Source organism: Enterovibrio sp. FF113 (genome assembly GCF_041439165.1).
Classification (GTDB): Bacteria; Pseudomonadota; Gammaproteobacteria; order Enterobacterales; family Vibrionaceae; genus Enterovibrio; species Enterovibrio norvegicus_A.
Map to the genome: position 1 here is coordinate 14,610 of NZ_JBGONO010000016.1, position 22,451 is coordinate 37,060.

The following is a 22,451-nucleotide window of genomic DNA, read 5'->3' on the forward strand; positions in this document are numbered from 1 at the left end:
CTTATAACAAGAAATCCCCCGCTATTTGAGCGAGGGATGAGGATAACAGCTTAAAAAATTATAGCTTTTTAAACTGGCGATTAAGATCGAATTCGCTCGAGGTCACATAGGCTTCCATTTTGGCAACCCCTTGCTCCATCTGCATCATTTCCTGATCAATATCGGCCAGTAAGTTACTCGCTGATTTACCTTGTTGCCAAGGTTTTTGTTTGACCTGATGTTCTCGGAAATGGTTAGTTTTCTTTGCTTCTTCCGGCGGCATTTTTTCGAGAATCAACGTCGCAGCAATGTATGCCACAATCACGAAAAAGCCCAGACCAATCAGAAAAGCCGACACGGTAATGATCCTTACCAACCAAATTTCTACACCCAAGTAATCGGCGATACCTGCACAAACGCCGCCGAGCTTCCCATTTACAGGATCACGATACAACGTTTTGCTCATTCTTTATGTCTCCAATTTGGTGCTTCTTCATCAAGAATTCTCTCTAATGAATGAATGCGGTCTTGCAGCGCTTCTGCGCGATCTGCCAGTGTTTGTAACTGCTCGTACTCATCACCACTCAAGCCTTGACCCACTTGACGCTTGCTGCGGTAATGAAGCCACAGCCACAGGGGTGCGACGAAAACGAGAAACACCACCAACGGGATGGATAAAAACGCCATTGACATGCCAACTCCTTACCTTGTTAGGTTTTATTCTTTGTCCTTGAGTTCCGCTTTCATACGAGCGAGTTCTTTTTCAATTTCATCTTGCGCTTGAAGATCGGCAAATTCGTCTTCGAGATGCTTTCCTTTGCCAATGCTGTAGCTGTCTGCTTCCGCTTCAAGTTCATCGATACGGCGCTCGTACTGCTCAAACTTTGCCAACGCTTCATCGGTGCGGCCGGTGTCTAGCTGACGACGTACGTCACGACGCTTGCCTGCGGTTTCACGGCGGATCACCAACGCTTGTTGACGTGCGCGGGTTTCCGCTAATTTGGTTTCCAGTTCAGCGACTTCATTGCCAAGCTTACCAATGGTTTCTTCTACCAAATGGAACTCTTCTTTTAGCGTCAGCAAGATATCGTGCACTTTCTGCTTTTCAATTAACGCGGCGCGAGCCAGATCTTCGCGAGATTTTTGCAACGCCAGCGTCGCTTTTTCCTGCCAATCTGTCATTTGACGTTCGATGCCGTCAATCTTACGCGCCAATTCTTTTTTGTCAGCCAGTGCACGGGCAGATGAAGTGCGCACTTCGACTAACGTGTCTTCCATCTCTTGAATGATCAAGCGAACCATTTTTTGTGGATCTTCTGCTTTGTCCAACAGTGAGTTGACATTAGCGTTAACGATGTCTGCAAAGCGAGAGAAAATACCCATTGTGATGCTCCTTATGCCGAATGCGCTCTGTGCGCCTACCGATTGAGGGAATACCTCATTTGGTAATGTCTATATCAAGCAACGTGCCAACTTTTATTATCAATATATATCAATAGGTTAAATAATTTAGTGAATTGTAGGGTGATAAGCGTATGATGAAATAAACTAACAGTTGGTAAATTTAGCCATGCAAAAGCCTGACAACCTTATCGGCGAGTCTGACCACTTTCTCTCGGTACTCGATCATGTCTCCCGAATCGCGCCATTAAACAGACCCGTGCTGCTGCTTGGCGAACGAGGAACGGGTAAGGAGCTGATTGCGAAACGGCTTCATTATTTGTCACGACGTTGGGATGGCCCCTTGGTGAGCCTAAACTGCGCAGCCCTTAGCGAAGGCTTAATTGATTCAGAGCTATTTGGTCATGAAGCGGGGTCATTCAGCGGTGCCAAAGGCCGCCACAAAGGACGCTTCGAGCGGGCCGAAGGCGGAACACTGTTTTTGGATGAACTGGCGACGTCACCACTAGGTGTACAAGAAAAGCTGCTTCGTGTGATTGAATATGGCGAGTATGAACGCGTCGGTGGCAGCGATATGTTAAGCGCTGATGTCCGGCTCATTTGTGCCACCAACGAAAACTTGCCACAACTGGCTGCTGACGGTGAATTTCGCGCAGATCTGCTCGATCGCCTCGCGTTTGATGTGATTCATCTTCCCCCGCTTCGCGAACGTCACGGGGATATTTTGCTGCTGGCGGAATACTACGCATTGAAGATGTGCCGAGAGCTTGGGTATCACTATTTCTCTGGTTTTACCTCTGGCGCAATACAAGCCCTTAACGACTATCATTGGCCAGGCAATGTGCGCGAATTAAAGAACGTGGTTGAACGTGCAATCTATCGTCATGCAGACGAGGACAGCCCTGTCGATGCCATACTGTTAGACCCTTACAAAGCACCTTGGGCAGCAATGCCAACGTCAGAAGTGAAAGCAACACCTCAGTTTGTGCTGCCTATGGATTTGCGGCAGTGGCAACAAGACCAAGAAAAAGAAATCGTTGAATTTGCGATGACACATGCCAAGTTCAATCAAAGACGCGCCGCAGAGCTGTTGGGGTTAAGCTACCATCAAGTAAGAGGGTTATTGCGAAAATACAATCTGGTTGGTGATGAAAACATCGATTCAGACTGAGTTTTCAGTTTGTTATTCTGAAATTACCCTCTTATTTACACCGTGACTTGGTGACTTTGTTGCTTCAGTGGTAAATTAACATCTTAACTTTATTACCTAATCATTGGCTTATGAGCGCGTTAAGCCGCTTGCTGATTGCAAGCGTAACCATTCTCCTTCTGGCTGGATGTGAAGATCCGTTCTCAGACAACTCTGCGCGAAATCGCGGGTTTATCTATTGTGGACCGGGTCAGCCAAATACATTCAATCCGCAGCTAACCGACGGTGGCTTAACCGCTGACGCCCTTTCTAGCCAATTATTCGATCGCCTATTGCAGTTGGACCCCAATACCTATCAGCCCAAGCCGATGCTTGCGCAGAGTTGGGAAGTCAGCCCAGATGGCAAGGAATACACCTTCAATCTGAGAAAAAGCGCGACGTTTCAAGTGACAGATTGGTTTATTCCACACCGCGGATTGACAGCAGAAGATGTGGTGTTCAGTTTCGAGCGACTGATTGATCCTGACCATCCTTTTCATAAGGTGTCCGGCGGCGAATACCCTTGGTTTGACAGCATGGATTTCCGAGGCCTTGTCGATAATGTCGCCGCCATCGGTCAATATCAGGTGAGATTCACTTTGTCTCGACCTGATGTGTCGTTCCTTTCTACACTCGCCACGACTTATGCTGTTGTTCATTCTGCGGAGTACGCCAAGCATCTACTCACATCAGGCACACCGGGACGTATTGATACGCATCCCGTGGGTTCCGGCGCATTCTATTTGGATGAGTACCAACCTCACCGCTATATCCGATTGAAACGCCATTGGGGGTATTGGAATGGTGCAGCGCCAATGGAACAAGTTGTCTTTGACATCAGTACACGCGGAACGGGGACATTTACCAAGCTGATCACACGTGAGTGTGACGTGTTGTCGTCGCCTATCGCCAGTCAGTTATCTGTCATCGAGAAAAACCCTGATTTTGTTCTCGCGTCACAAACCGGTATGAACGTCGCCTTTCTTGCGTTGAATACTCGCCACCCTGCGTTATCAGAACTTGAGGTGCGTCAAGCCATTAGCTTGGCTATCAACCGCGATGCGCTCATTCAATCGGTTTACTACGGCACTGGCACAACCGCAACGGGCATGCTTCCTCCCATGTCTTGGGCTTACGACAGTGAAAGCACCACGGCGTTTGATCCTCAACTTGCGCTTGGACTGATGGCTAAAGCAGGCTATCGACATGGCTTTACGGTAGAACTTTTGGTGCCGCTGACGCCCAAGTCCTATAACCCAAGCCCGAGAAAAGCCGCAGAGCTTATTCAATCGAACCTTGCTGCAATTGGCATTACCGTTAATATCGTTGCTCAAGAGGACATTAACCGTAAGCAGCTAAAGCAAGACCCGAGTAATTTAGATATGGTCCTAACCGGTTGGATTGCTGATAACGGTGACCCCGACAACTTCCTTCGCCCACTTCTTTCTTGCAATGCGAAATTCACGGGCTGGAATCTATCTAATTGGTGTAACCGCTATTTTGACCGTCATTTAGATAGCGCTATCGCAACCGATGTTCGTGAAGATCGCAGAGAAATTTACTTACAAGCTCAAGCTATTCTTCAAGATCGCATGCCACTTATCCCTCTCGCGCATGGCGTTCATTATCAAGCTCGAAATGCCAAATTGCAGGGCATTACTCTTAGTCCTTTCGGAGACAAATCTTTTGCCAATGTTTCTAGGAGCCAGTGATCTATGTTGATCTATGTAATACGCCGGCTCAATCTCTTCATCATCACTTTGCTCATCCTGACTTTGATCGGCTACAACATTGTTCGTCTCGACGATTTTTCTATCTATAACCAACAAGAGTTTTGGGCTGGATGGGTGCAATATTTGCGTCAATTGATGCAAGGTAACCTGGGGGTTGCAGCCAACGGCCTTCCGGTGACCGAATCTCTCTCGTTAGTGTTTCCCGCTACCATGGAGTTATGTTTCTTCGCCTTTTTACTGGCGCTGATCATCGGTATTCCGTTTGGCACGCTTGCTGGAATTCGCCGCGGCTCTGTCGCTGACGTGATGATTTCTTCTATTACATTGCTAACGTTTTCCATGCCCATCTTCTGGATGGCAATATTAATGATCATGGTGTTTTCGTTGTACCTTGGTTGGCTGCCGGTTTCAGGCCGGTATAACTTGTTGTTTGAGATCCCAACGGTCACCGGTTTCGCGTTAGTGGATGTATTGCTATCTAATCACCCTCAGCGAAGCCAAGCTATTGAAGACATCATTCGACACCTGATCATGCCAACCTTGGTGTTGGCCGTTGCCCCCACTACAGAAATTATCAAGCTATTGCGCGATTCTGTGGCTGACGTGATGAGCCAAAATTACATCAAGGCGGCCGCGACGAAAGGCTTATCAAAGTCTGAAATCGTCATGCGCCATGTGCTTAAAAATGCGCTACCTCCAATTATTCCAAAATTTGGCATTCAAATTTCTACCATGATGACATTCGCTATTATTACCGAATCAATATTTAACTGGCCAGGTATCGGCACGTGGTTGCTGGATGCACTCAGCTTCCAAGATTATGTGACAGTTCAAGCAGGTGTGCTGGCAGTTGGCAGCGTTGTATTGCTTGCCAACATATTTTCCGACTTAGCAGGTGCTGCAATAAGCCCTCTAGCAAGGAAGGAATGGTATGCCCTCAAATAGCGTTTACGTTGAACAGCATATTCCTACGCAGCTGGAGCGCTCTTGGAGTGCTTTTCGTGAGAACACTTTGGCCGTGTTTGGCTTCTGGTGCCTTTGCTTGCTCGTGCTCATCACATTACTGGCGCCTTGGATATCACCTTATGATCCGCAGTTTCAAACGGGGCATCTTCTGCAGCCCCCTTCATGGGATAACAAAGGTACCGTTGATTATTTCTTAGGAACCGATGACTTAACACGAGACATGTTATCTCGCCTTATTGCTGGTTCCCGCTTAACCTTCGGTTATGCGATTCTAGTGGCACTGGCGGCGGGTGTCTTGGGCGTGTTGATTGGTATTTTGGCAGGCATGACATCAGGCCTAAAATCCAGTTTTCTTAATCACTTGCTTGATACCATACTGTCTATTCCATCGCTGTTGCTGGCTATCGTCGTGGTCGCATTTAAAGGCCCTGGGGAAATGAATATCTTGCTGGCTGTATGGCTAGCATTGATCCCTCGTTTCATTAGGGCGGTTTACACCGCCGTTCACGCCGAAATGGAAAAAGAATACATTCTGGCAGCACGCCTTGATGGCGCTAACAGCTTCTATCTTCTTTATCACTCTGTGCTACCAAACATCCTTGTTGTGTTGAATACAGAACTGACGCGCGCGATTTCTGTGGCTATTCTGGACATTGCAGCTCTGGGGTTTCTCGGGTTGGGCGCACAAGCGCCTTCCCCAGAATGGGGAGCCATGTTGGGTGATTCCATTGAGTTGGTATTTACAGCACCGTGGACGGTCACACTGCCAGGGCTGGCTATCATGATAAGCGTACTGGTGGTCAACCTTGTGGGTGATGGCGTCAGTCAGGCAATAAACGCGGGGACAGAATAATGCCGCTGTTAGATATTAGACACCTGACCATTGAAATTGATACGCCTCAAGGCCCCGTTAAAGCGGTAGACCGAATGAGTCTGACTATCAATGAAGGCGAAATTCGCGGTCTGGTAGGCGAATCAGGTTCAGGGAAAAGCTTGGTGGCGAAAGCCATTTGTGGCGTCACCAAAGACAATTGGCGAGTCAGCGCTGACCGTATGCGCTTAGGCAATATTGATTTGCTCTCGCTACCGGCGCGCGAACGCCGCCATTTAGTTGGCAAAGACATTGCGATGATTTTCCAAGAACCTTCGACGTGTCTCGATCCATCAGAAGAAGTGGGGTATCAACTTGAAGAGGCGATTCCTTCTAGCTCATTTAGCGGCAGTTGGTGGCAGCGTCTATCTTGGCGTAAGCAGCAATCCGTCGCGCTGTTACACAAAGTAGGGATTAAAGATCACAAGCGTGTGATGAAAAGCTACCCCTATGAATTAACCGACGGCGAATGCCAAAAAGTTATGATCGCAATGGCGATCGCGAATCGCCCTCGCCTTTTGATTGCTGATGAACCGACTGCCGATTTGGATCCGATCACTCAGGCTCAGATCTTCCGACTGCTCAGTCGAACGAATCAGATCGCCAACACTACCATTTTGTTGATCAGTCACGACCTAACAACCGTGACACAATGGGCTGACCGTATCACGGTTATGTATTGTGGCCAATCCGTTGAATCTGCGGGGCGAAAGCAAATTATAGAGGCGCCGCATCACCCTTATACTGATGCCTTGCTTCGCGCGATGCCAGACTTTAGCAAAGATATACCGCACAAGAGCAAGCTCGCCGCACTGCCCGGCTCTATTCCCCCATTGCAGCATTTGCCGATCGGTTGCCGACTGGGACCACGTTGCCCTTATGCACAACGTAAATGCGTAGAAGTACCGCGTACTCGCAAGGTGAAAAATCACAAGTTTGCGTGTCATTTCCCTCTCAATATGGAAGTCAAAAAGCATGACCGCACTGCTTGAAGTTGAAGGCTTAAGAAAAGACTATCAATATCGCACCGGGCTCTTTACCAAACGTGTGATTGAGGCGGTTAAGCCCGTTTCTTTTTCATTGGATGCGGGTGAAACATTAGCGCTGATTGGCGAAAACGGTTCAGGTAAGTCTACGCTTGCTAAAATGTTGGCTGGCGTCGTCATGCCATCAGGTGGAGATGTGCGTGTTAATGGTGAAGTGCTGAGACCGAACGATTACAAAACGCGTTGCAAACTGATCCGCATGATTTTTCAAGACCCCAATACCTCGCTCAATCCACGCAATCAGATTGGCCAGATTTTGGAAAGTCCCCTAAAAAGAAACACCAATATGACGCCGCAAGAGCGTGAACGCCGAGTGATAGATACGCTGCGTCAGGTCGGTTTGCTTCCAGAGCATGCCTATTTCTATCCGCAGATGTTAGCCACGGGGCAAAAACAACGCATTTCGTTAGCTCGCGCATTGATCTTACAACCTTGTGTGATTGTTGCCGATGAAGCTTTGAATGGATTGGATATGTCCATGCGCTCTCAAATCCTGAATCTTCTTCTCGAACTGCAGGAGCTGATGGGATTGTCTTATATCTATGTGTCTCAGCACATGGGGGTGGTCAAGCACGTGGCCGACAAAGTGATGGTGATGCAAAACGGTGAGGTCGTAGAGTCAGGCAGCACACAAACTGTTTTCTCTGAACCCAAACACGCACTGACACAGCGCTTGATTGAAAGCCATTTCACGGCGCCAACGCTCGACAGGCGCTCTCGCTACAACATGGCTTAAAAGAAAAAGAGCGACCAAGATGGTCGCTCTTTTTCTTTGTCTTCAACGTCTGTTTTCAACGCGTTAGATGGGTGTCTACCCCAGCGTGAAAACTGAATCGACGAATTATCGCTACTATCTTATCAAGCCAACGATGCGTTGATCTCAGCCAGCACCGCTGAAGGGTTGGCGGCTTGCGTAATAGGGCGACCAATCACCAAATAATCGGAACCTGCACTCACCGCTTCCACTGGGGTCATGATACGGCGCTGATCACCAGCATCACTGCCTGCTGGGCGAATGCCAGGGGTGACCAGTTTGAAATCCTGACCAAGGGATGTTTTTAGCATGCTTGATTCGTGTGCCGAACACACTACGCCATCTAGACCACTGTTACGGGTTAGCGTCGCCAGCGATAAAACATGCCCTTGTGGTTCACGGCTAATGCCAACACCTGCCAGATCACTCTGATCCATACTGGTCAGCACAGTCACACCAATCAGCAATGGCTTGTCTTTGCCATACGGTTCCAACGCTTCACGCGCAGCAACCATCATTCGCTCACCGCCGCTGGCGTGAACGTTCACCATCCACACGCCAAGCTCAGCTGCTGCTGCCACTGCTCGCGCACAAGTATTTGGAATATCGTGAAATTTCAGATCCAGAAAAACAGTATGACCACGCTCATGAAGCTTGCGTACATAGTCAGGACCGTAAAGGGTGAACATCTCTTTACCCACTTTCAAGTGACAACTGCCTGGCTCGATACGATCAACAAACGCAAGCGCTTGATCAATGTTTGGGTAATCTAATGCAACAATAACTTTTGGATCCTGCATTTCCAATTATTCTCCGTCTAGGCCTCTGATGGGTTTTATCGAACCCCATCCTTTGCATGATGGACAATGCCAATACAAAGAATGGGTGGAGAAACCGCACTTCCTGCAACGGTAATGCGGCTTCACTTTTAGTTGTTCTGCAACCAAGTGCTTCAGGGTTGTCAGGCTCATTTTCGCCCTCCCTTCTTCAGCTTGTTCGACATGAAGCTCCATGAGTTTGTGGAAGCCTTTCATGGTCGGATTCTTGGTCAATTGGCGTGTTAAGAAACTTTGCGCCATAGCGGGGTTTTCGTGGTCGCTGATTATATCTGACATCATCAACTCTGCCGACGCGCCAGTATTTTTCTCAATGCAATGCTTTAGAAAGCGCACCAACGACATCTCTTTGTCCATGTGTTGGTAGCACTGCTCTAATAAAGGTAATGCTTCACTGACAAAGTCAGGGTCTTGTTCAAGCACCTGCTCAAGCCCTTTGGTGGCATCTTTGTAATCTTGGTTTTGAATATCAATACGCGCCAGCATCAGGGAAGCGCGCACACATCCTTTATCAATCGATAGCGCTTTACGCAGCAGTTGCCTGGTGGTTTTCTCGTCACTCTCGGCCAACGATTGCGTAGCAAGCTCGCAGTAAAAGTGGGAAATATCACGTTTTAGCTTCGTTTTCCCCGATTTAACCAGACGACTGGCGATGTCGATAGCTTTATCCCATTCGCGGGTTTGCTGATAAATGGCGAGTAACTGTTGCAGGGCAAATTGTTTGTAATCAGGTTCATCAATCAACTGATGGAAGATTTTCTCTGCGCGGTCAAAAAAGCCTGCCACCATATAATCTTTGGCGAGTTGTTGCAGTGCGAGGTTACGTTGATCGAGCGTGAGATTAGGACGGGCGATGAGATTTTGGTGAATGCGAATCGCTCGGTCTACTTCCCCGCGGGAGCGGAAAAGGTTGCCGAGTGCTAAGTGTGTATCAATCGTCTCGTTATCGACTTGCAACAGTTCTATAAATAGGTCGACGGCTTTATCTGATTGGTCAGACAAAAGAAGGTTCAGGCCCGCGACATATTGTCTCGATAGATGATGAGACTGATCCTGTTTGCGATGACGAGCATTCCTATTGCCCATATACCAACCGTAACCAGCGGCGATTGGCAGCAACAGAAACAACAGCTCAAGCATGTACGATTATTCCTTAACTGGGTCGATTCGCAGTTTATCTAATTCCTGACGCTGTTTGTTGACTTGCTTTTTCAGCATGGCGGCAGACATTCTGGCTTTCAGGTAAAGCATACCGCAAATTAGCCAGCCGAGGGCAAACCCGGTGCCAAATACAACGCCCAGAAGTAACGACAATCTAAACTCACCTTGTGCTACCAGATAGTTGAAGTGAACCACTTCCTGATTTTGCGCACCAAGGGCGAGTGTGATTAGAAAACACAAGACGAGTAAAACGATACCAATAATCTTCACAGTCACTCCCTCTCTATTATTTCCAACGGAAGATAAGAATAGACGTCTAACGTCCAGATTCAGTTGTTGGACTAATTATACCTAAGCCGCCTCAAAATCTGACCATCAGAAGTGGCTTGGGTATACCTGTGATTATGCAGTAATTTGGCTTGTCAGACCATTGTAATAGACATAAAAAAAACGGCACACTTAACGCATGCCGTTTTTTGTTCGAAAGCGAATCAATCTTAAAGATTAACTCGGTCGCGAAGCTCCTTGCCCGGTTTAAAGTGAGGAACGTATTTACCGTCCAACTCAACCTTATCGCCTGTCTTTGGATTGCGTCCAACGCGAGGAGCGCGATAATGCAAAGAGAAACTACCAAAACCACGAATCTCGATTCTGTCGCCATCCTCGAGTGTAGTGGCCATGTGTTCAAGGATTTCCTTGATGGCATCTTCTACCTGTTTGGCAGAAAGATGGGTTTGTTGACTGCATAGCCTTTCGATTAGCTCAGACTTGGTCATGTACACCCCGCTTTTAGTATGTTTCTCAACAGTATAACTGTAGAGGGGGAAATTTTCCCCCTCAGTTCACATTAATTATTCGCTTTTCGCAGCTTTGAAAGCATCTGCCATTGCATTACCGAACGCGCCTTCTTCAGCTTTGTTCAGAGTAGCCATAGCTTCTTGCTCATCAGCTTCGTCTTTCGCACGAACAGACAAGTTGATTACGCGGTTCTTACGGTCAACACCGGTGTACTTCGCTTCAACTTCGTCGCCAACAGCAAGAACAAGAGTTGCATCTTCAACGCGGTCACGTGATGCTTCAGAAGCACGTAGGTAACCTTCAACGCCTTCGATCAGCTCAACGGTTGCGCCTTTAGCGTCAACTGCAGTTACTTTACCCTTAACAATAGTACCTTTCTTGAAGTCAGCCAGGTAGTTGTTGAACGGGTCTTCTTCCATTTGCTTAACGCCAAGTGAGATACGCTCACGCTCAGCATCAACCTGAAGAACTACTGCAGAGATCTCGTCGCCTTTCTTGAAGTCGCGAACAGCGTCTTCGCCTGCAACATTCCAAGAAATGTCAGACAGGTGAACTAGGCCGTCGATACCGCCGTCAAGACCGATAAAGATACCGAAGTCAGTAATAGACTTGATCTTACCAGTTACGCGATCGCCTTTGTTTTGCATTTCTGCAAATACTTGCCATGGGTTGTTCTTACATTGCTTCAGACCCAGGCTGATACGGCGACGCTCTTCGTCGATGTCCAGAACCATAACTTCAACTTCGTCACCCACGTTAACAACTTTAGATGGGTGAATGTTTTTGTTAGTCCAGTCCATTTCAGAAACGTGTACTAGACCTTCAACGCCTTCTTCGATTTCTACGAAGCAGCCGTAATCAGTTAGGTTAGTTACACGACCAGTCAGTTTGTGACCTTCTGGGTAACGGTTAGCGATTGCTACCCATGGATCTTCGCCAAGCTGCTTAAGGCCTAGTGATACGCGAGTGCGGTCACGGTCGAACTTAAGAACTTTAACCAGGATCTCGTCACCAACGTTAACGATTTCTGATGGGTGTTTAACGCGTTTCCAAGCCATGTCAGTGATGTGAAGCAGGCCGTCAACACCGCCTAGATCTACGAATGCACCGTAGTCAGTCAGGTTCTTAACGATACCTTTAACTTCCATACCTTCTTGCAGAGAAGCAAGCAGTTCATCACGCTCAACGCTGTTTTCAGATTCGATAACAGCACGACGAGAAACAACAACGTTGTTGCGCTTCTGGTCTAGCTTGATAACTTTGAACTCCAGCTCTTTGCCTTCCAGGTGAGCAGTGTCACGTACTGGACGAACGTCAACCAGTGAACCAGGTAGGAACGCACGGATGCCGTTCAGCTCAACAGTGAAGCCGCCTTTAACTTTACCGTTGATAACACCGATAACAGTTTCAGCTTCTTCGTAAGCTTTCTCAAGTTGGATCCAAGCTTCGTGACGTTTTGCTTTTTCACGAGACAGTTGAGTCTCACCGAAGCCGTCTTCGATAGCGTCTAGCGCTACGTCAACTTCAGCGCCAACTTCAACTTCTAGTTCGCCAGCTGCGTTTTTGAATTGCTCAGCAGGGATAGAAGACTCTGATTTCAGGCCAGCATCAACAAGAACGTAACCGTTCGCGATAGCTACAACAGTACCTTTAACGATGGCACCTGGGCGAGTTTCAATCGTTTTTAGCGATTCTTCAAAGAGTGAAGCAAAAGATTCAGTCATTAATTTGATCTTCAATTATTTAAACGTCCACGGGTATCCTACCACGTGGGGTTGATATTAATGTCGGTCATCATCCTTGCGACCAACGGCTTTGCCGCTACTTCAAGAAGTAACGGTAAATTTGCTTTCAATATAGGACAATGCTAGCTCAAGCACCTGCTCAATGTTAAGAGAAGTTGAATCTAGCAATAGTGCATCGTCCGCGGGACGTAATGGCGCGACTGCGCGGTTGCGATCTCGATCATCACGTTCCTGAATTTCGTTCAAAAGGCGGTCAAAGTTAACATCTAACCCCTTTAGTTGCAACTGGTTCATGCGGCGATTGGCGCGCTCTTCAGCGCTTGCGTCTAGGAAGATTTTCACTTCTGCTTTTGGAAAAACAACCGTGCCCATGTCTCGACCGTCAGCAACCAATCCTGGCGCCTCGGCAAATGCGCGTTGTCGACGCAATAATGCTTCACGCACACGAGGCAATGCCGCAACTTTAGATGCCGCCATACCCGTTTCTTCTTTACGCAGCTCACTGGAAACATCTTCGCCTTCCAGAATCACTTTAACCAACTCGCCTTCAGCTTTGAACTGCACATCAAGGTGTGCAGCGAGCGGAACTAACGCATCCTCAGATTCAGGATCAACACCGTGATGAATGGCTGCTAGCGCAAGAACACGATAAATCGCGCCAGAGTCGAGCAAATGCCAGCCCAGCCTTGCAGCTATTAGCATGCAAAGGGTCCCTTTTCCGGCACCACTTGGGCCATCAACAGTAATTACGGGCGCGAGCGTAGACATATACTTCTCCAAATCGTTTACGATCAGAGCACCATTAAAGGCAGACGATTGCTGAATCACCAAACGTTTAGGCACTCTGAGGAATCGGGGACGTATTATAGGGAATTTCGACCAAAAAAAATAGGTCGGCGATGTGCAGACCTATTTTTGTTATGTCGATATCTTGTATGCGTGTTGTGGCGTTATCTTTCCGCTAGTGCGTCCAGTTTATCGAAATAGTCTGGGAATGTTTTCGATGTGCATTTAGGGTCATTGATGGTGACGGGCGTATCGCTCAGCGCAATCAATGAAAAGCACATTGCCATACGGTGATCGTCATACGTATCAATGGCGGCATGCTTAAGGTTCGCCGTCGGTGTAATGGTGATGTAATCTTCACCTTCTTCGACTTCTGCACCAACTTTTCGCAATTCAGTGGCCATGGCTGACAGGCGATCTGTTTCCTTCACACGCCAATTGTACACGTTGCGAATGGAAGTCGTGCCTTTTGCAAACAATGCAGTTGTGGCGATGGTCATCGCAGCATCAGGAATATGGTTGAAGTCGAGATCGACTGCGTTTAACTCACCACGTCGAGCAATGACGTAATCATCACCCCACTCGATTTCCGCTCCCATTGCTGCCAACGCATCAGCAAACTGTACATCACCTTGAATGCTTTTCTTGCCAATACCCGTTACTTTCACTTCTCCGCCTTTAATCGCGGCAGCGGCAAGGAAGTATGATGCTGAAGAAGCATCACCTTCCACCAAGAAGTCACCTGGTGCTGTGTAGGTTTGGTTCCCTTTCACAAAGAAGACTTGGTAATTGTCGTGCTCAACCGAAATACCAAACTGCGACATGATGTGCAGCGTGATATCAATGTAAGGCTTAGACACCAAATCACCCTTGATGCGGATTTCTGTGTCACCGCTAAACAGCGGTGCGGTCATCAAAAACGCCGTCAAGAACTGGCTCGAAATCGTGCCATCGATTTCTACCGAACCACCCGCGATATCAGCGCTAATGATTTTTAGCGGCGGATAATCTTGATTCTCAAGATAAGTGACATCTGCACCCACATCACGAAGCGCGTCCACCAAATGGCCGATCGGGCGCTCTTTCATACGTGGCTCACCGGTGAGTACGTATTCTCCTTTGCCCAAACACAATGCAGCAGCCAACGGTCGCATTGCTGTGCCTGCATTACCAAGGAAGAGTTCTGTCGGTTCAGATGTTTGAAACGCACCGCCAAGACCTTCAACTTCGCAGACCGTTTTGTCGTCTGACAAACGATAGGTAACACCCAGTTTCGCGAGTGCATTGAGCATGTGGCGAATGTCATCACTATCTAGCAAGTTGGTTAAGCGAGTTGTGCCTTTTGCCAGCGCGGCTAACAGCAAAGCACGATTTGACACGCTTTTTGAACCAGGGAGGTTCACTTCACCGTTAATTTTGGAAATAGGTTGTAACGTCAATTGCTCCATCTGAACTACTTGGGATCCTTAATTTTTCGTACCCCGAGAGTAACGAAAAAGCAGCGGTTCGGCTAGTCCCCCGCTGCTTTGATGTTTTTTAGCCCGTTTTTTGATATTCAGAATGTTAACGTGTCATTTTCTTCACAAATACAACAACAAATAGGGCAATGGTGAAACTACCAGTGAATGCTTCTGTCGCAGCCACTAATCTCGACATTCCGATCGGTATGTAGTCACCATAACCAAGCGTGGTAAATGTCACCACACTGTAATAAAGGCACTCTGCAAACGCTTGAGCATTTCCCCCAAGCCCCTGACTCTCTGAATATCCCACAGGTTCACCTGAAAACTGTATCCCGGTGAAAAAATAGAGCATTGCACTGATGACGATGAGCGCAAGTGAGAAAAAAACAACCCGAATCGGGCTTTCGCCATAGCCGCAAAAAAGATCCACCGTTTTTGACATGGCTCGTTGAGTGGAAAATAGAGGCATTTGATAACGGCGCATCGTCAGTTCTTTTTGTAAGAAATAGCCTGCCATGGTGAAAATGCCATTCGCTTCCGACGCCTTACGTAAATCTCGATATATTTCTTCAGACTGCTCATACAGGTCTAACGCTTTTTCCATGTCACGATGCTTTTCTGCGATACGCCCCTCCGCTTCTTGTTGCAGAGTGTGGCCTATCTTAATGTTGTCAATTTTGGTGTCAGTTAACTTCACACCCAACAAGTTACAGTTGATAAAGCTGGCGCAGTGAATATTGGCGTCATGTAAGTCTGCTTTCATCAAGCTGCCGTGATCGAATTTGGCATTGAAAAGGTGAGCGCAGGTCATGTTTGAGCGATAGAAATTAGCATGGCTGAGATCATAACCACCACCTGAGCCATGCCTAACGAGGTTCACGTCTTTAAGGTCCCCACGCTTGACGATGATACCTCTCAACTGGCCGCCGCTTTTGGCATAGGCTTCGAGCTTCTCTTTAACACCAGGAACTTCTTTCGAAAGATTCTCGTCATGCCAGTAACAAAAACCTGACTCTTCCGCTGGCTCATGGCAACTATGTTTCTCGCCATCGGGATCACAGTATCGGCAAATGGCTTGCTGAATGTCGTCGTTAACGATTGATGAGGATGATTCGGAAACAGTATCTGCGCCTTCAATGTGCGCGGACTCAGAGCTATTTGACATAACGGCACCTCCAATTTCTCAGTATAGAGACTGAAATGAAAAAGTGAGAGACGGTTATTTTTCATAGAGGTAGTGACGTAGAGGGAGGGCGAAAGAGAAAAAGGATCCAAAGAGGTAAAGAGGTAAAGAGGTAAGGAGGTAAGGTAGCGACCGTGATCTATGTAGTCGCTACCCTCTGTTCTTAACAAAGCGTGTTATTTCGCTTCTTGTCTCTCTTCGTGTTTTTCTTCGCGCTTGTCTTCTATTGGTAGCACAAGATTCAGAATGATTGCCGTCAAGCCACCCGCCGCCATACCTGAAGAAAGGATATTTCTGATCCAATCTGGCATGAATTGCAGGATCTCTGGTTTTTGCGCAATACCCAACCCCATGGAGAAGGACAGTGCCATGATGAGAATAGCTCGGCGGTTCAAATCACAACGCGAGATAATGCGAATGCCTGAAGCTGCAATCGTGCCAAACATAACAATCGTTGCGCCGCCCAACACAGGCTCCGGAATCAATTGAACCAAAGTTGCAACGCCCGGAAGTAAGCCAAGAATGACCAACATTCCCGCGACGAAGTAACCAATGTAACGACTCGCCACACCCGTTAATTGAATAACGCCGTTGTTTTGACTAAACGTTGAATTCGGAAAGCTATTCAAAACCGCAGCCAAAGCAGAGTTAACACCATCCGCCAACACGCCACCTTTAATGCGTTTCATGTAGATAGGACCTGATACTGGTTGCTCTGAGGTTTCAGACGTTGCAGTAATATCCCCAATGGCTTCCAATGACGTGACTAAGAAGACAATCACAAGAGGCACAAGTAAGGTGAAATCGAACGACAGGCCATATTGCATCGGCTGAGGGATAGCAACCCACTCAATATCTTGTGCTGGTGCTGTATTTATCATACCGAGCACATAGGCAAGCAGTGTCCCCACGGTCATGGCGATAACAATCGAGGACATACGTAAATAAGGGTTATTGATACGATTAAGCAACACGATGACCACGAGTACGGAGCCCGCGAGTAATAGATTCTTTAATTCACCAAACGTACCGTTCTCAATCGCCGCATAGCCGCCCCCCATAGAAGTCAGACCCACTTGGATCAGCGTCAAACCAATGAGTGTCACAACAATCCCCGACACCAATGGCGTGATCACACGTTGAGCATGCTCCAGCACACGAGATAGGAATACTTCCGTTAGTGAAGCAATCATGATGGTACCAAATATCGCTGCCATCATGGTTTCGGTATCTGCACCGCCCGCTTTCATCGCAAGACCCGCACCGATAATTGGCCCCAAGAAGTTGAAGCTGGTTCCCTGAATTGAGAGTAAACCCGACCCTAATGGCCCAATGGTTCGAATTTGAATAAGAGATGCCAGGCCAGAAGCAAAGAGAGACATACTGACAATGGTATTCGTGTCACTGGCAGGTAAGCCCAGAGCCTGACAAATGATCAATGAAGGGGTCACTACCGCAACAAACATCGCGAGCAAATGTTGTAGCGCAGCAAAAAGCGTCTGCGGAAGGGGCGGGCGATCATCCAGGCGGTAAATCAACTCTGATGGACGAACAGTATCCGAATTTGAAGAAAGACTCATTGCGTACTACCTACGTTAAATGCACTTACTTCATCACGCTGAATGGGTGAAGAAGTTACCTGAATACATGTTCTGTGATTGCTGTTACTCAGAGCAATCAGGTAGCTAAGTGGCTGTTGTGGGGGGTGATTTGCGCGCCATTTTATACAGCGAAAAATGAAAAGCAAACGTTTGCGCAATGCGGTTGAACTGTATGGCTACAGAGTGAGCACATTTAACAAGTTGCAAACAAAACAGATGGTAACGAAAGACAACTCGCGATATTTTAAATAAAAAAAACCACCACATTGGGCGGTTTCTTCAATCGGTGAAAACAACGTATTAGGTGTTTTTCGCTTCAAACTCTTTCATGAAAGTAACCAGCGCTTGAACACCTTCCAATGGCATTGCATTGTAAATGGAAGCGCGCATGCCACCGACATCACGGTGTCCCTTTAGTGCTTTCAAGCCGAGTGCATCAGATTCAGTAAGAAATGCGTCGTCTAGTTCTGGGTTAACCAGTTGGAATGGCACATTCATCAATGAACGGTTGTCAGCATGAATTTGGTTCACGTAGAAGTCAGACGAATCAATGAAGCCGTATAGCAATGCGGCTTTTTCTTCATTCTTCGCTTGCATCACTTCAAGCCCACCCTGCTCTTTTAGCCACTTGTAGACTTCACCCGCCAGATACCAACCAAACGTTGGCGGTGTGTTGAACATAGAGTCTTTTTCCACCAAGGTTGTGTAATTAAGTACGTTTGGCAAAAATTCTTTTGCACGCCCCAACAAATCGTCACGAACAATCACCAAGGTGATCCCAGCAGGGCCAATATTTTTCTGTGCACCCGCATAGATGACACCGTATTTCGACACATCGATAGGACGTGACAAAATCGTAGATGACATATCAGCCACAATAGGTTTGTCCGTTTCTGGAAGATCGCGAATTTCGATACCATCTATCGTTTCGTTCGGGCAAAAATGCACAAATGCCGCGTCACCGCTCAGCTTCCAATTTTTTGCAGGCTGTACGGCGCGCTTACCATCAATATCAGTCAATACATTGACGACGTTTGGTGTGCAATATTTCTTTGCTTCTTTCACCGCACTCGTCGCCCAATAGCCTCCATCGACGTAGTCAGCAATCGTTTTATTGCCCAATAGATTCATCGGTACAGCGGCAAACTGAGCACGAGCGCCACCCTGACAGTAAAGGACATGATAGTTATCTGGGATGGATAGCAATTCACGGAGGTTTTTCTCAGCCTCATCCACAACCGCTAGAAACGCTTTGCTGCGATGAGAGATCTCCATGACCGAAGAACCAGTGCCGTTCCAGTCAATCAGTTCAGCCTGAACTTTTGCTAGAACAGCTTCCGGTAACATCGCGGGACCCGCTGAGAAGTTATGTACCTTTTCCATGATTTATCAATGCTCCTGCGTTTAATCGCTTAATAGTGACTTTCGACCTGTGAGTCGGATGATTTTTTTGCCGACAGCGCCCTGTATCAGGTGAGAAAGAAAGCCAAAAAAAATTCGTATTGGTTTTGTTTTATCACCTTTTTTAAGGGATTGGAACGGGAAATATGCTCGACTTTCTTTGACCTTTAGAAAGAAGATAAAAAAAACGCAGCCTAAGCTGCGTTTTTCTATGACAGAGGATGAAAGGAAAGATTATTCCTCTTCAGTTCCTTCGTCTTCAGTTCCTTCGTCTTCAGGCTTGTCTGTAGGTGTTTCTACTGTCGCATCGTCAGATGTTGCTTCTGATGCTTCAGCAGGTGCTTGCTCTACAACTTCGCCGTTTTCATCCAGAATTAGTTCTTCTTCTGGCTCATCGATGCGTTGGAGACCAACCACTTTTTCGTCTTCGCTGGTGCGGATCAGAGTGACACCTTGGGTATTTCGACCCACTTGGCTGACTTCAGCAACACGAGTACGAACTAGCGTACCTGCGTTGGTGATCATCATAAACTCATCACCGTCGGTCGCTTGGACAGCGCCAACCACACAACCATTTCGCTCAGAAACCTTGATAGACACAACGCCTTGAGTCGCACGGCTCTTCGCTGGGTATTGGCCAAGTTCAGTACGCTTGCCGTAACCGTTTTCGGTCACAGTCAGTACATCGCCTTCGTTTTTCGGAACGATAAGTGAAACCACTTTATCGCCTTCAGCCAACTTAATACCGCGAACACCAGCCGCTGTACGGCCCATGCCACGAACACCACCTTTCGCATTGCCTTCTTCATCATAAACAGGGCTTTCGTAGAAACGAACAACCTTGCCATACGAAGAGAACAACATGATGTCACGCGTGCCATCGGTGATATCAACACCAATTAGCGAATCACCTTCACGAAGGTTAACAGCAATGATACCTGCGCTACGTGGACGGCTGAAATCAGTCAACGGCGTTTTCTTCACAGTACCGTCACCGGTTGCCATGAAGACAAACTTGTCTTCTGAGTACTCTTTAACAGGCAGAATCGCAGTAATGCGTTCATTCGGCTCAAGAGGAAGTAGGTTAACAATTGGCTTGCCACGTGCAGTACGTGATGCCAATGGAAGCTGATAAACCTTCAACCAGTACATGCGACCACGGCTTGAGAAGCACAAAATGGTGTCATGAGTATTCGCGACGAGAAGACGTTCAATGTAGTCTTCTTCTTTCATGCGTGTTGCTGACTTACCTTTACCACCACGACGCTGCGCTTCGTAATCAGACAGAACCTGATACTTCACGTAGCCCGCATGAGAAAGTGTGACAACAACATCTTCTTGATTGATCAGATCTTCAATATCGATGTCATGGCTTGCTGCAGTGATTTCAGTGCGACGCTCGTCACCATATTCATCACGTACCGCTTCAAGCTCTTCACGAATGACTTCCATCAAACGATCTGGATTAGACAGGATGTACATCAGCTCGCCAATCAATGTCAGCAGCTCTTTGTATTCATCCAGGATCTTTCCATGCTCTAGACCAGTCAATTTGTGCAGACGCAGATCTAGAATTGCTTGGGCTTGTTGTTCTGTCAGGAAGTACATTCCATCACGAACACCAAACTCATCTTCAAGCCATTCAGGACGAGCCGAGTCAACACCAGTCGCTTCAAGCATTACCGCTACTGTACCCAAATCCCAACCACGTAGTTGCAGTTGTTCGCGGGCAATAGCTGGCGTTTGTGCGTTACGAACCATTTCGATGATTTCATCGATGTTCGCAAGGGCAATCGCCAAACCTTCCAAGATATGTGCACGATCACGCGCTTTGCGCAGTTCGTAAATAGTACGACGTGTTACCACCTCACGGCGGTGATTCACGAAGCACTTCAGCATATCTTTCAGGCCGAACAGGCGTGGCTGGTTATTGTCCAGCGCGACCATGTTGATACCAAAAGAGGTTTGCAGTTGCGTTTGTGAGTAAAGGTTGTTGAGAATAACCTCGCCGACCGCATCACGTTTACATTCAATCACGATACGCATGCCGTCTTTATCAGACTCATCACGTAGCGCACTGATGCCTTCGATCTTCTTATCTTTAACCAGCTCGGCAATCTTCTCGATCAAACGTGCTTTGTTAACTTGATAAGGGATTTCAGAAACAATGATGGTTTCTTTACCGTTCTTCTCGACTTCGATTGCCGCGCGAGAGCGCAGATAAATCTTGCCGCGACCAGTACGGTAAGCATCTTCAATGCCTTTACGGCCATTGATCATTGCTGACGTCGGGAAGTCAGGACCTGGAATGTGTGTCATCAGCTCTTCAATGCTGATTTCTTCATTCTCAATGTATGCCAAACAACCGTTAACCACTTCAGTCAGGTTATGCGGAGGAATATTGGTCGCCATACCTACTGCGATACCGGACGAACCGTTCACAAGCAAGTTTGGAATACGCGTTGGCATCACGTCTGGAATTTGTTCAGTACCGTCGTAGTTTGGAACGTAATCGACAGTATCTTTATCCAAATCAGCGAGCAGTTCGTGGGCGATTTTTGACATGCGAACTTCGGTATAACGCATTGCCGCCGCTGAATCGCCGTCAATAGAACCGAAGTTGCCTTGTCCATCAACCAGCATGTAACGCAGCGAGAAAGGCTGTGCCATACGAACGATGGTGTCATAAACAGCGCTGTCACCGTGTGGGTGGTATTTACCGATCACATCGCCGACAACACGGGCAGATTTTTTATATGCTTTGTTCCAGTCGTTGCCTAATACATTCATCGCGAAAAGAACGCGACGGTGTACTGGCTTCAGACCATCACGCACGTCTGGAAGAGCACGACCAACGATAACGGACATCGCATAGTCGAGATATGAGCTTTTCAGCTCATCTTCAATGTTGACGGGCGTGATCTCTTTAGCAAGATCGCTCATGGAGCCAATATCCCTCAGGTAAGTATGTCAAAAATGACTACGTGCAAGACGGTGAGAATACCACAAAAACAGCCCAAGAGTCACAGCCTAAACCCGAGATAAATCACGAATTACTCTTAATCTGGCGCTCTAACGCACGACAGGGCGAAAAAATGCTCGGTGACAAGGTAGAGCTAGAAAAAATTGTCAGAATCGCTCACAGAAGCGTAGGCGTATATTTCACTGTCCTCTGGATATTTAAGGATCGAGCACGATCAACATTCGTTAGCTCACGATTTGTCATGTAATAAAAGAAAGAAAATCAGAGTGGGAAGCGTCTCTCAATATCCCTTCTCTTAGTAAGGAAAGATAGGGGCTAACACAATCAAGTGTTTGCAAGGAGGCGCTATGTTACATCAAGCAATCAATGCGGTGGGTATGGCAATAATTATCGGTAAATACACTTTATTGGCCCTACTGGCAGCCGTTGCCGTGACCAACGCAGCTTAACTTTCTTACCGAGAAATCATGTAGCTTCAACATTCACTCCGGGGGTCAACGCCTCCGGCTTTCAAGTTGCCCTCTCCCCTAATTTCTAATATCTGCTCCATTTCTT

Annotated in this window: 20 protein-coding genes; 6 read left to right on the top strand and 14 right to left on the bottom strand. The window is 47.4% G+C overall.

Annotated elements, in window-relative coordinates:
* Positions 1-58: 58 nt before the first annotated feature.
* Genes pspC through pspA form a run of 3 tightly spaced genes read right to left on the bottom strand, consistent with a single transcriptional unit; the run spans position 59 to position 1,362 of the window.
* A complete protein-coding gene (gene pspC / locus ACED36_RS13785; protein ID WP_016960484.1) occupies positions 59-445 on the bottom strand; it encodes an envelope stress response membrane protein PspC in 387 nt (128 codons plus the stop codon).
* Entirely contained in the window at positions 442-672 is a 231-nt protein-coding gene (gene pspB / locus ACED36_RS13790) for an envelope stress response membrane protein PspB (protein WP_016960485.1), read from the bottom strand. The genes pspC and pspB overlap by 4 nt, the downstream gene beginning before the upstream one ends.
* Positions 673-696: 24 nt before the next feature.
* Positions 697-1,362 carry a phage shock protein PspA gene (gene pspA / locus ACED36_RS13795; RefSeq protein ID WP_016960486.1) on the bottom strand — a complete coding sequence of 222 codons (666 nt, stop codon included), beginning with the start codon at positions 1,360-1,362 and terminating at the stop codon, positions 697-699.
* A 187-nt stretch (positions 1,363-1,549) separates the two neighbouring features.
* On the opposite strand from pspA, the gene pspF reads away from it, so the two are divergent.
* From pspF to ACED36_RS13825, 6 genes are all read left to right on the top strand, one after another.
* On the top strand, positions 1,550-2,551 hold the full coding sequence (gene pspF, locus ACED36_RS13800) for a phage shock protein operon transcriptional activator (protein WP_017004845.1): 1,002 nt from the start codon (positions 1,550-1,552) through the stop codon (positions 2,549-2,551).
* Positions 2,552-2,661: 110 nt separating this feature from the next.
* Positions 2,662-4,281 carry an ABC transporter substrate-binding protein SapA gene (sapA, locus tag ACED36_RS13805; RefSeq protein WP_016960488.1) on the top strand — a complete coding sequence of 540 codons (1,620 nt, stop codon included), beginning with the start codon at positions 2,662-2,664 and terminating at the stop codon, positions 4,279-4,281.
* Between the two features lie 3 nt (positions 4,282-4,284).
* Positions 4,285-5,247 carry an ABC transporter permease subunit gene (locus ACED36_RS13810; protein ID WP_016960489.1) on the top strand — a complete coding sequence of 321 codons (963 nt, stop codon included), beginning with the start codon at positions 4,285-4,287 and terminating at the stop codon, positions 5,245-5,247.
* Positions 5,234-6,121, top strand: a complete 888-nt coding sequence (sapC, locus tag ACED36_RS13815; protein WP_016960490.1) for a putrescine export ABC transporter permease SapC — start codon at positions 5,234-5,236, stop codon at positions 6,119-6,121. The genes ACED36_RS13810 and sapC overlap by 14 nt, the downstream gene beginning before the upstream one ends.
* The gene (locus ACED36_RS13820) at positions 6,121-7,131 is read left to right on the top strand and encodes an oligopeptide/dipeptide ABC transporter ATP-binding protein (protein WP_016960491.1); all 1,011 of its coding nucleotides are present in this window, start codon (positions 6,121-6,123) and stop codon (positions 7,129-7,131) included. The genes sapC and ACED36_RS13820 overlap by 1 nt, the downstream gene beginning before the upstream one ends.
* On the top strand, positions 7,115-7,921 hold the full coding sequence (locus ACED36_RS13825) for an ATP-binding cassette domain-containing protein (RefSeq protein WP_016960492.1): 807 nt from the start codon (positions 7,115-7,117) through the stop codon (positions 7,919-7,921). The genes ACED36_RS13820 and ACED36_RS13825 overlap by 17 nt, the downstream gene beginning before the upstream one ends.
* A 122-nt stretch (positions 7,922-8,043) precedes the next feature.
* On the opposite strand, the gene pyrF is transcribed toward ACED36_RS13825, so the two are convergent.
* The 11 genes from pyrF to gyrA form a co-directional block, all read right to left on the bottom strand.
* Complete coding sequence (gene pyrF, locus ACED36_RS13830) at positions 8,044-8,739, bottom strand: orotidine-5'-phosphate decarboxylase (protein WP_026024057.1); 696 nt, start codon at positions 8,737-8,739, stop codon at positions 8,044-8,046.
* Positions 8,740-8,745: 6 nt separating this feature from the next.
* On the bottom strand, positions 8,746-9,915 hold the full coding sequence (lapB, locus tag ACED36_RS13835; RefSeq protein ID WP_016960494.1) for a lipopolysaccharide assembly protein LapB: 1,170 nt from the start codon (positions 9,913-9,915) through the stop codon (positions 8,746-8,748).
* Positions 9,916-9,921: 6 nt separating this feature from the next.
* Entirely contained in the window at positions 9,922-10,206 is a 285-nt protein-coding gene (locus ACED36_RS13840) for a LapA family protein (RefSeq protein ID WP_016960495.1), read from the bottom strand.
* Between the two features lie 227 nt (positions 10,207-10,433).
* Positions 10,434-10,712, bottom strand: a complete 279-nt coding sequence (ihfB, locus tag ACED36_RS13845) for an integration host factor subunit beta (protein ID WP_016960496.1) — start codon at positions 10,710-10,712, stop codon at positions 10,434-10,436.
* 75 nt (positions 10,713-10,787) lie between these two features.
* Positions 10,788-12,458, bottom strand: coding sequence for a 30S ribosomal protein S1 (gene rpsA / locus ACED36_RS13850; RefSeq protein WP_016960497.1), 1,671 nt, complete (start codon positions 12,456-12,458; stop codon positions 10,788-10,790).
* 102 nt (positions 12,459-12,560) lie between these two features.
* Positions 12,561-13,247 carry a (d)CMP kinase gene (gene cmk, locus ACED36_RS13855; RefSeq protein ID WP_016960498.1) on the bottom strand — a complete coding sequence of 229 codons (687 nt, stop codon included), beginning with the start codon at positions 13,245-13,247 and terminating at the stop codon, positions 12,561-12,563.
* 182 nt (positions 13,248-13,429) lie between these two features.
* Complete coding sequence (aroA, locus tag ACED36_RS13860; RefSeq protein WP_016960499.1) at positions 13,430-14,713, bottom strand: 3-phosphoshikimate 1-carboxyvinyltransferase; 1,284 nt, start codon at positions 14,711-14,713, stop codon at positions 13,430-13,432.
* Positions 14,714-14,828: 115 nt separating this feature from the next.
* Entirely contained in the window at positions 14,829-15,893 is a 1,065-nt protein-coding gene (locus ACED36_RS13865) for an ion channel (protein WP_017004843.1), read from the bottom strand.
* 194 nt (positions 15,894-16,087) lie between these two features.
* Positions 16,088-17,491, bottom strand: a complete 1,404-nt coding sequence (locus ACED36_RS13870) for a uracil-xanthine permease family protein (RefSeq protein ID WP_016960501.1) — start codon at positions 17,489-17,491, stop codon at positions 16,088-16,090.
* Between the two features lie 321 nt (positions 17,492-17,812).
* A complete protein-coding gene (gene serC, locus ACED36_RS13875) occupies positions 17,813-18,895 on the bottom strand; it encodes a 3-phosphoserine/phosphohydroxythreonine transaminase (protein ID WP_017004842.1) in 1,083 nt (360 codons plus the stop codon).
* A 252-nt stretch (positions 18,896-19,147) separates the two neighbouring features.
* Entirely contained in the window at positions 19,148-21,856 is a 2,709-nt protein-coding gene (gyrA, locus tag ACED36_RS13880; protein WP_371733436.1) for a DNA topoisomerase (ATP-hydrolyzing) subunit A, read from the bottom strand.
* Positions 21,857-22,451 lie beyond the last annotated feature (595 nt).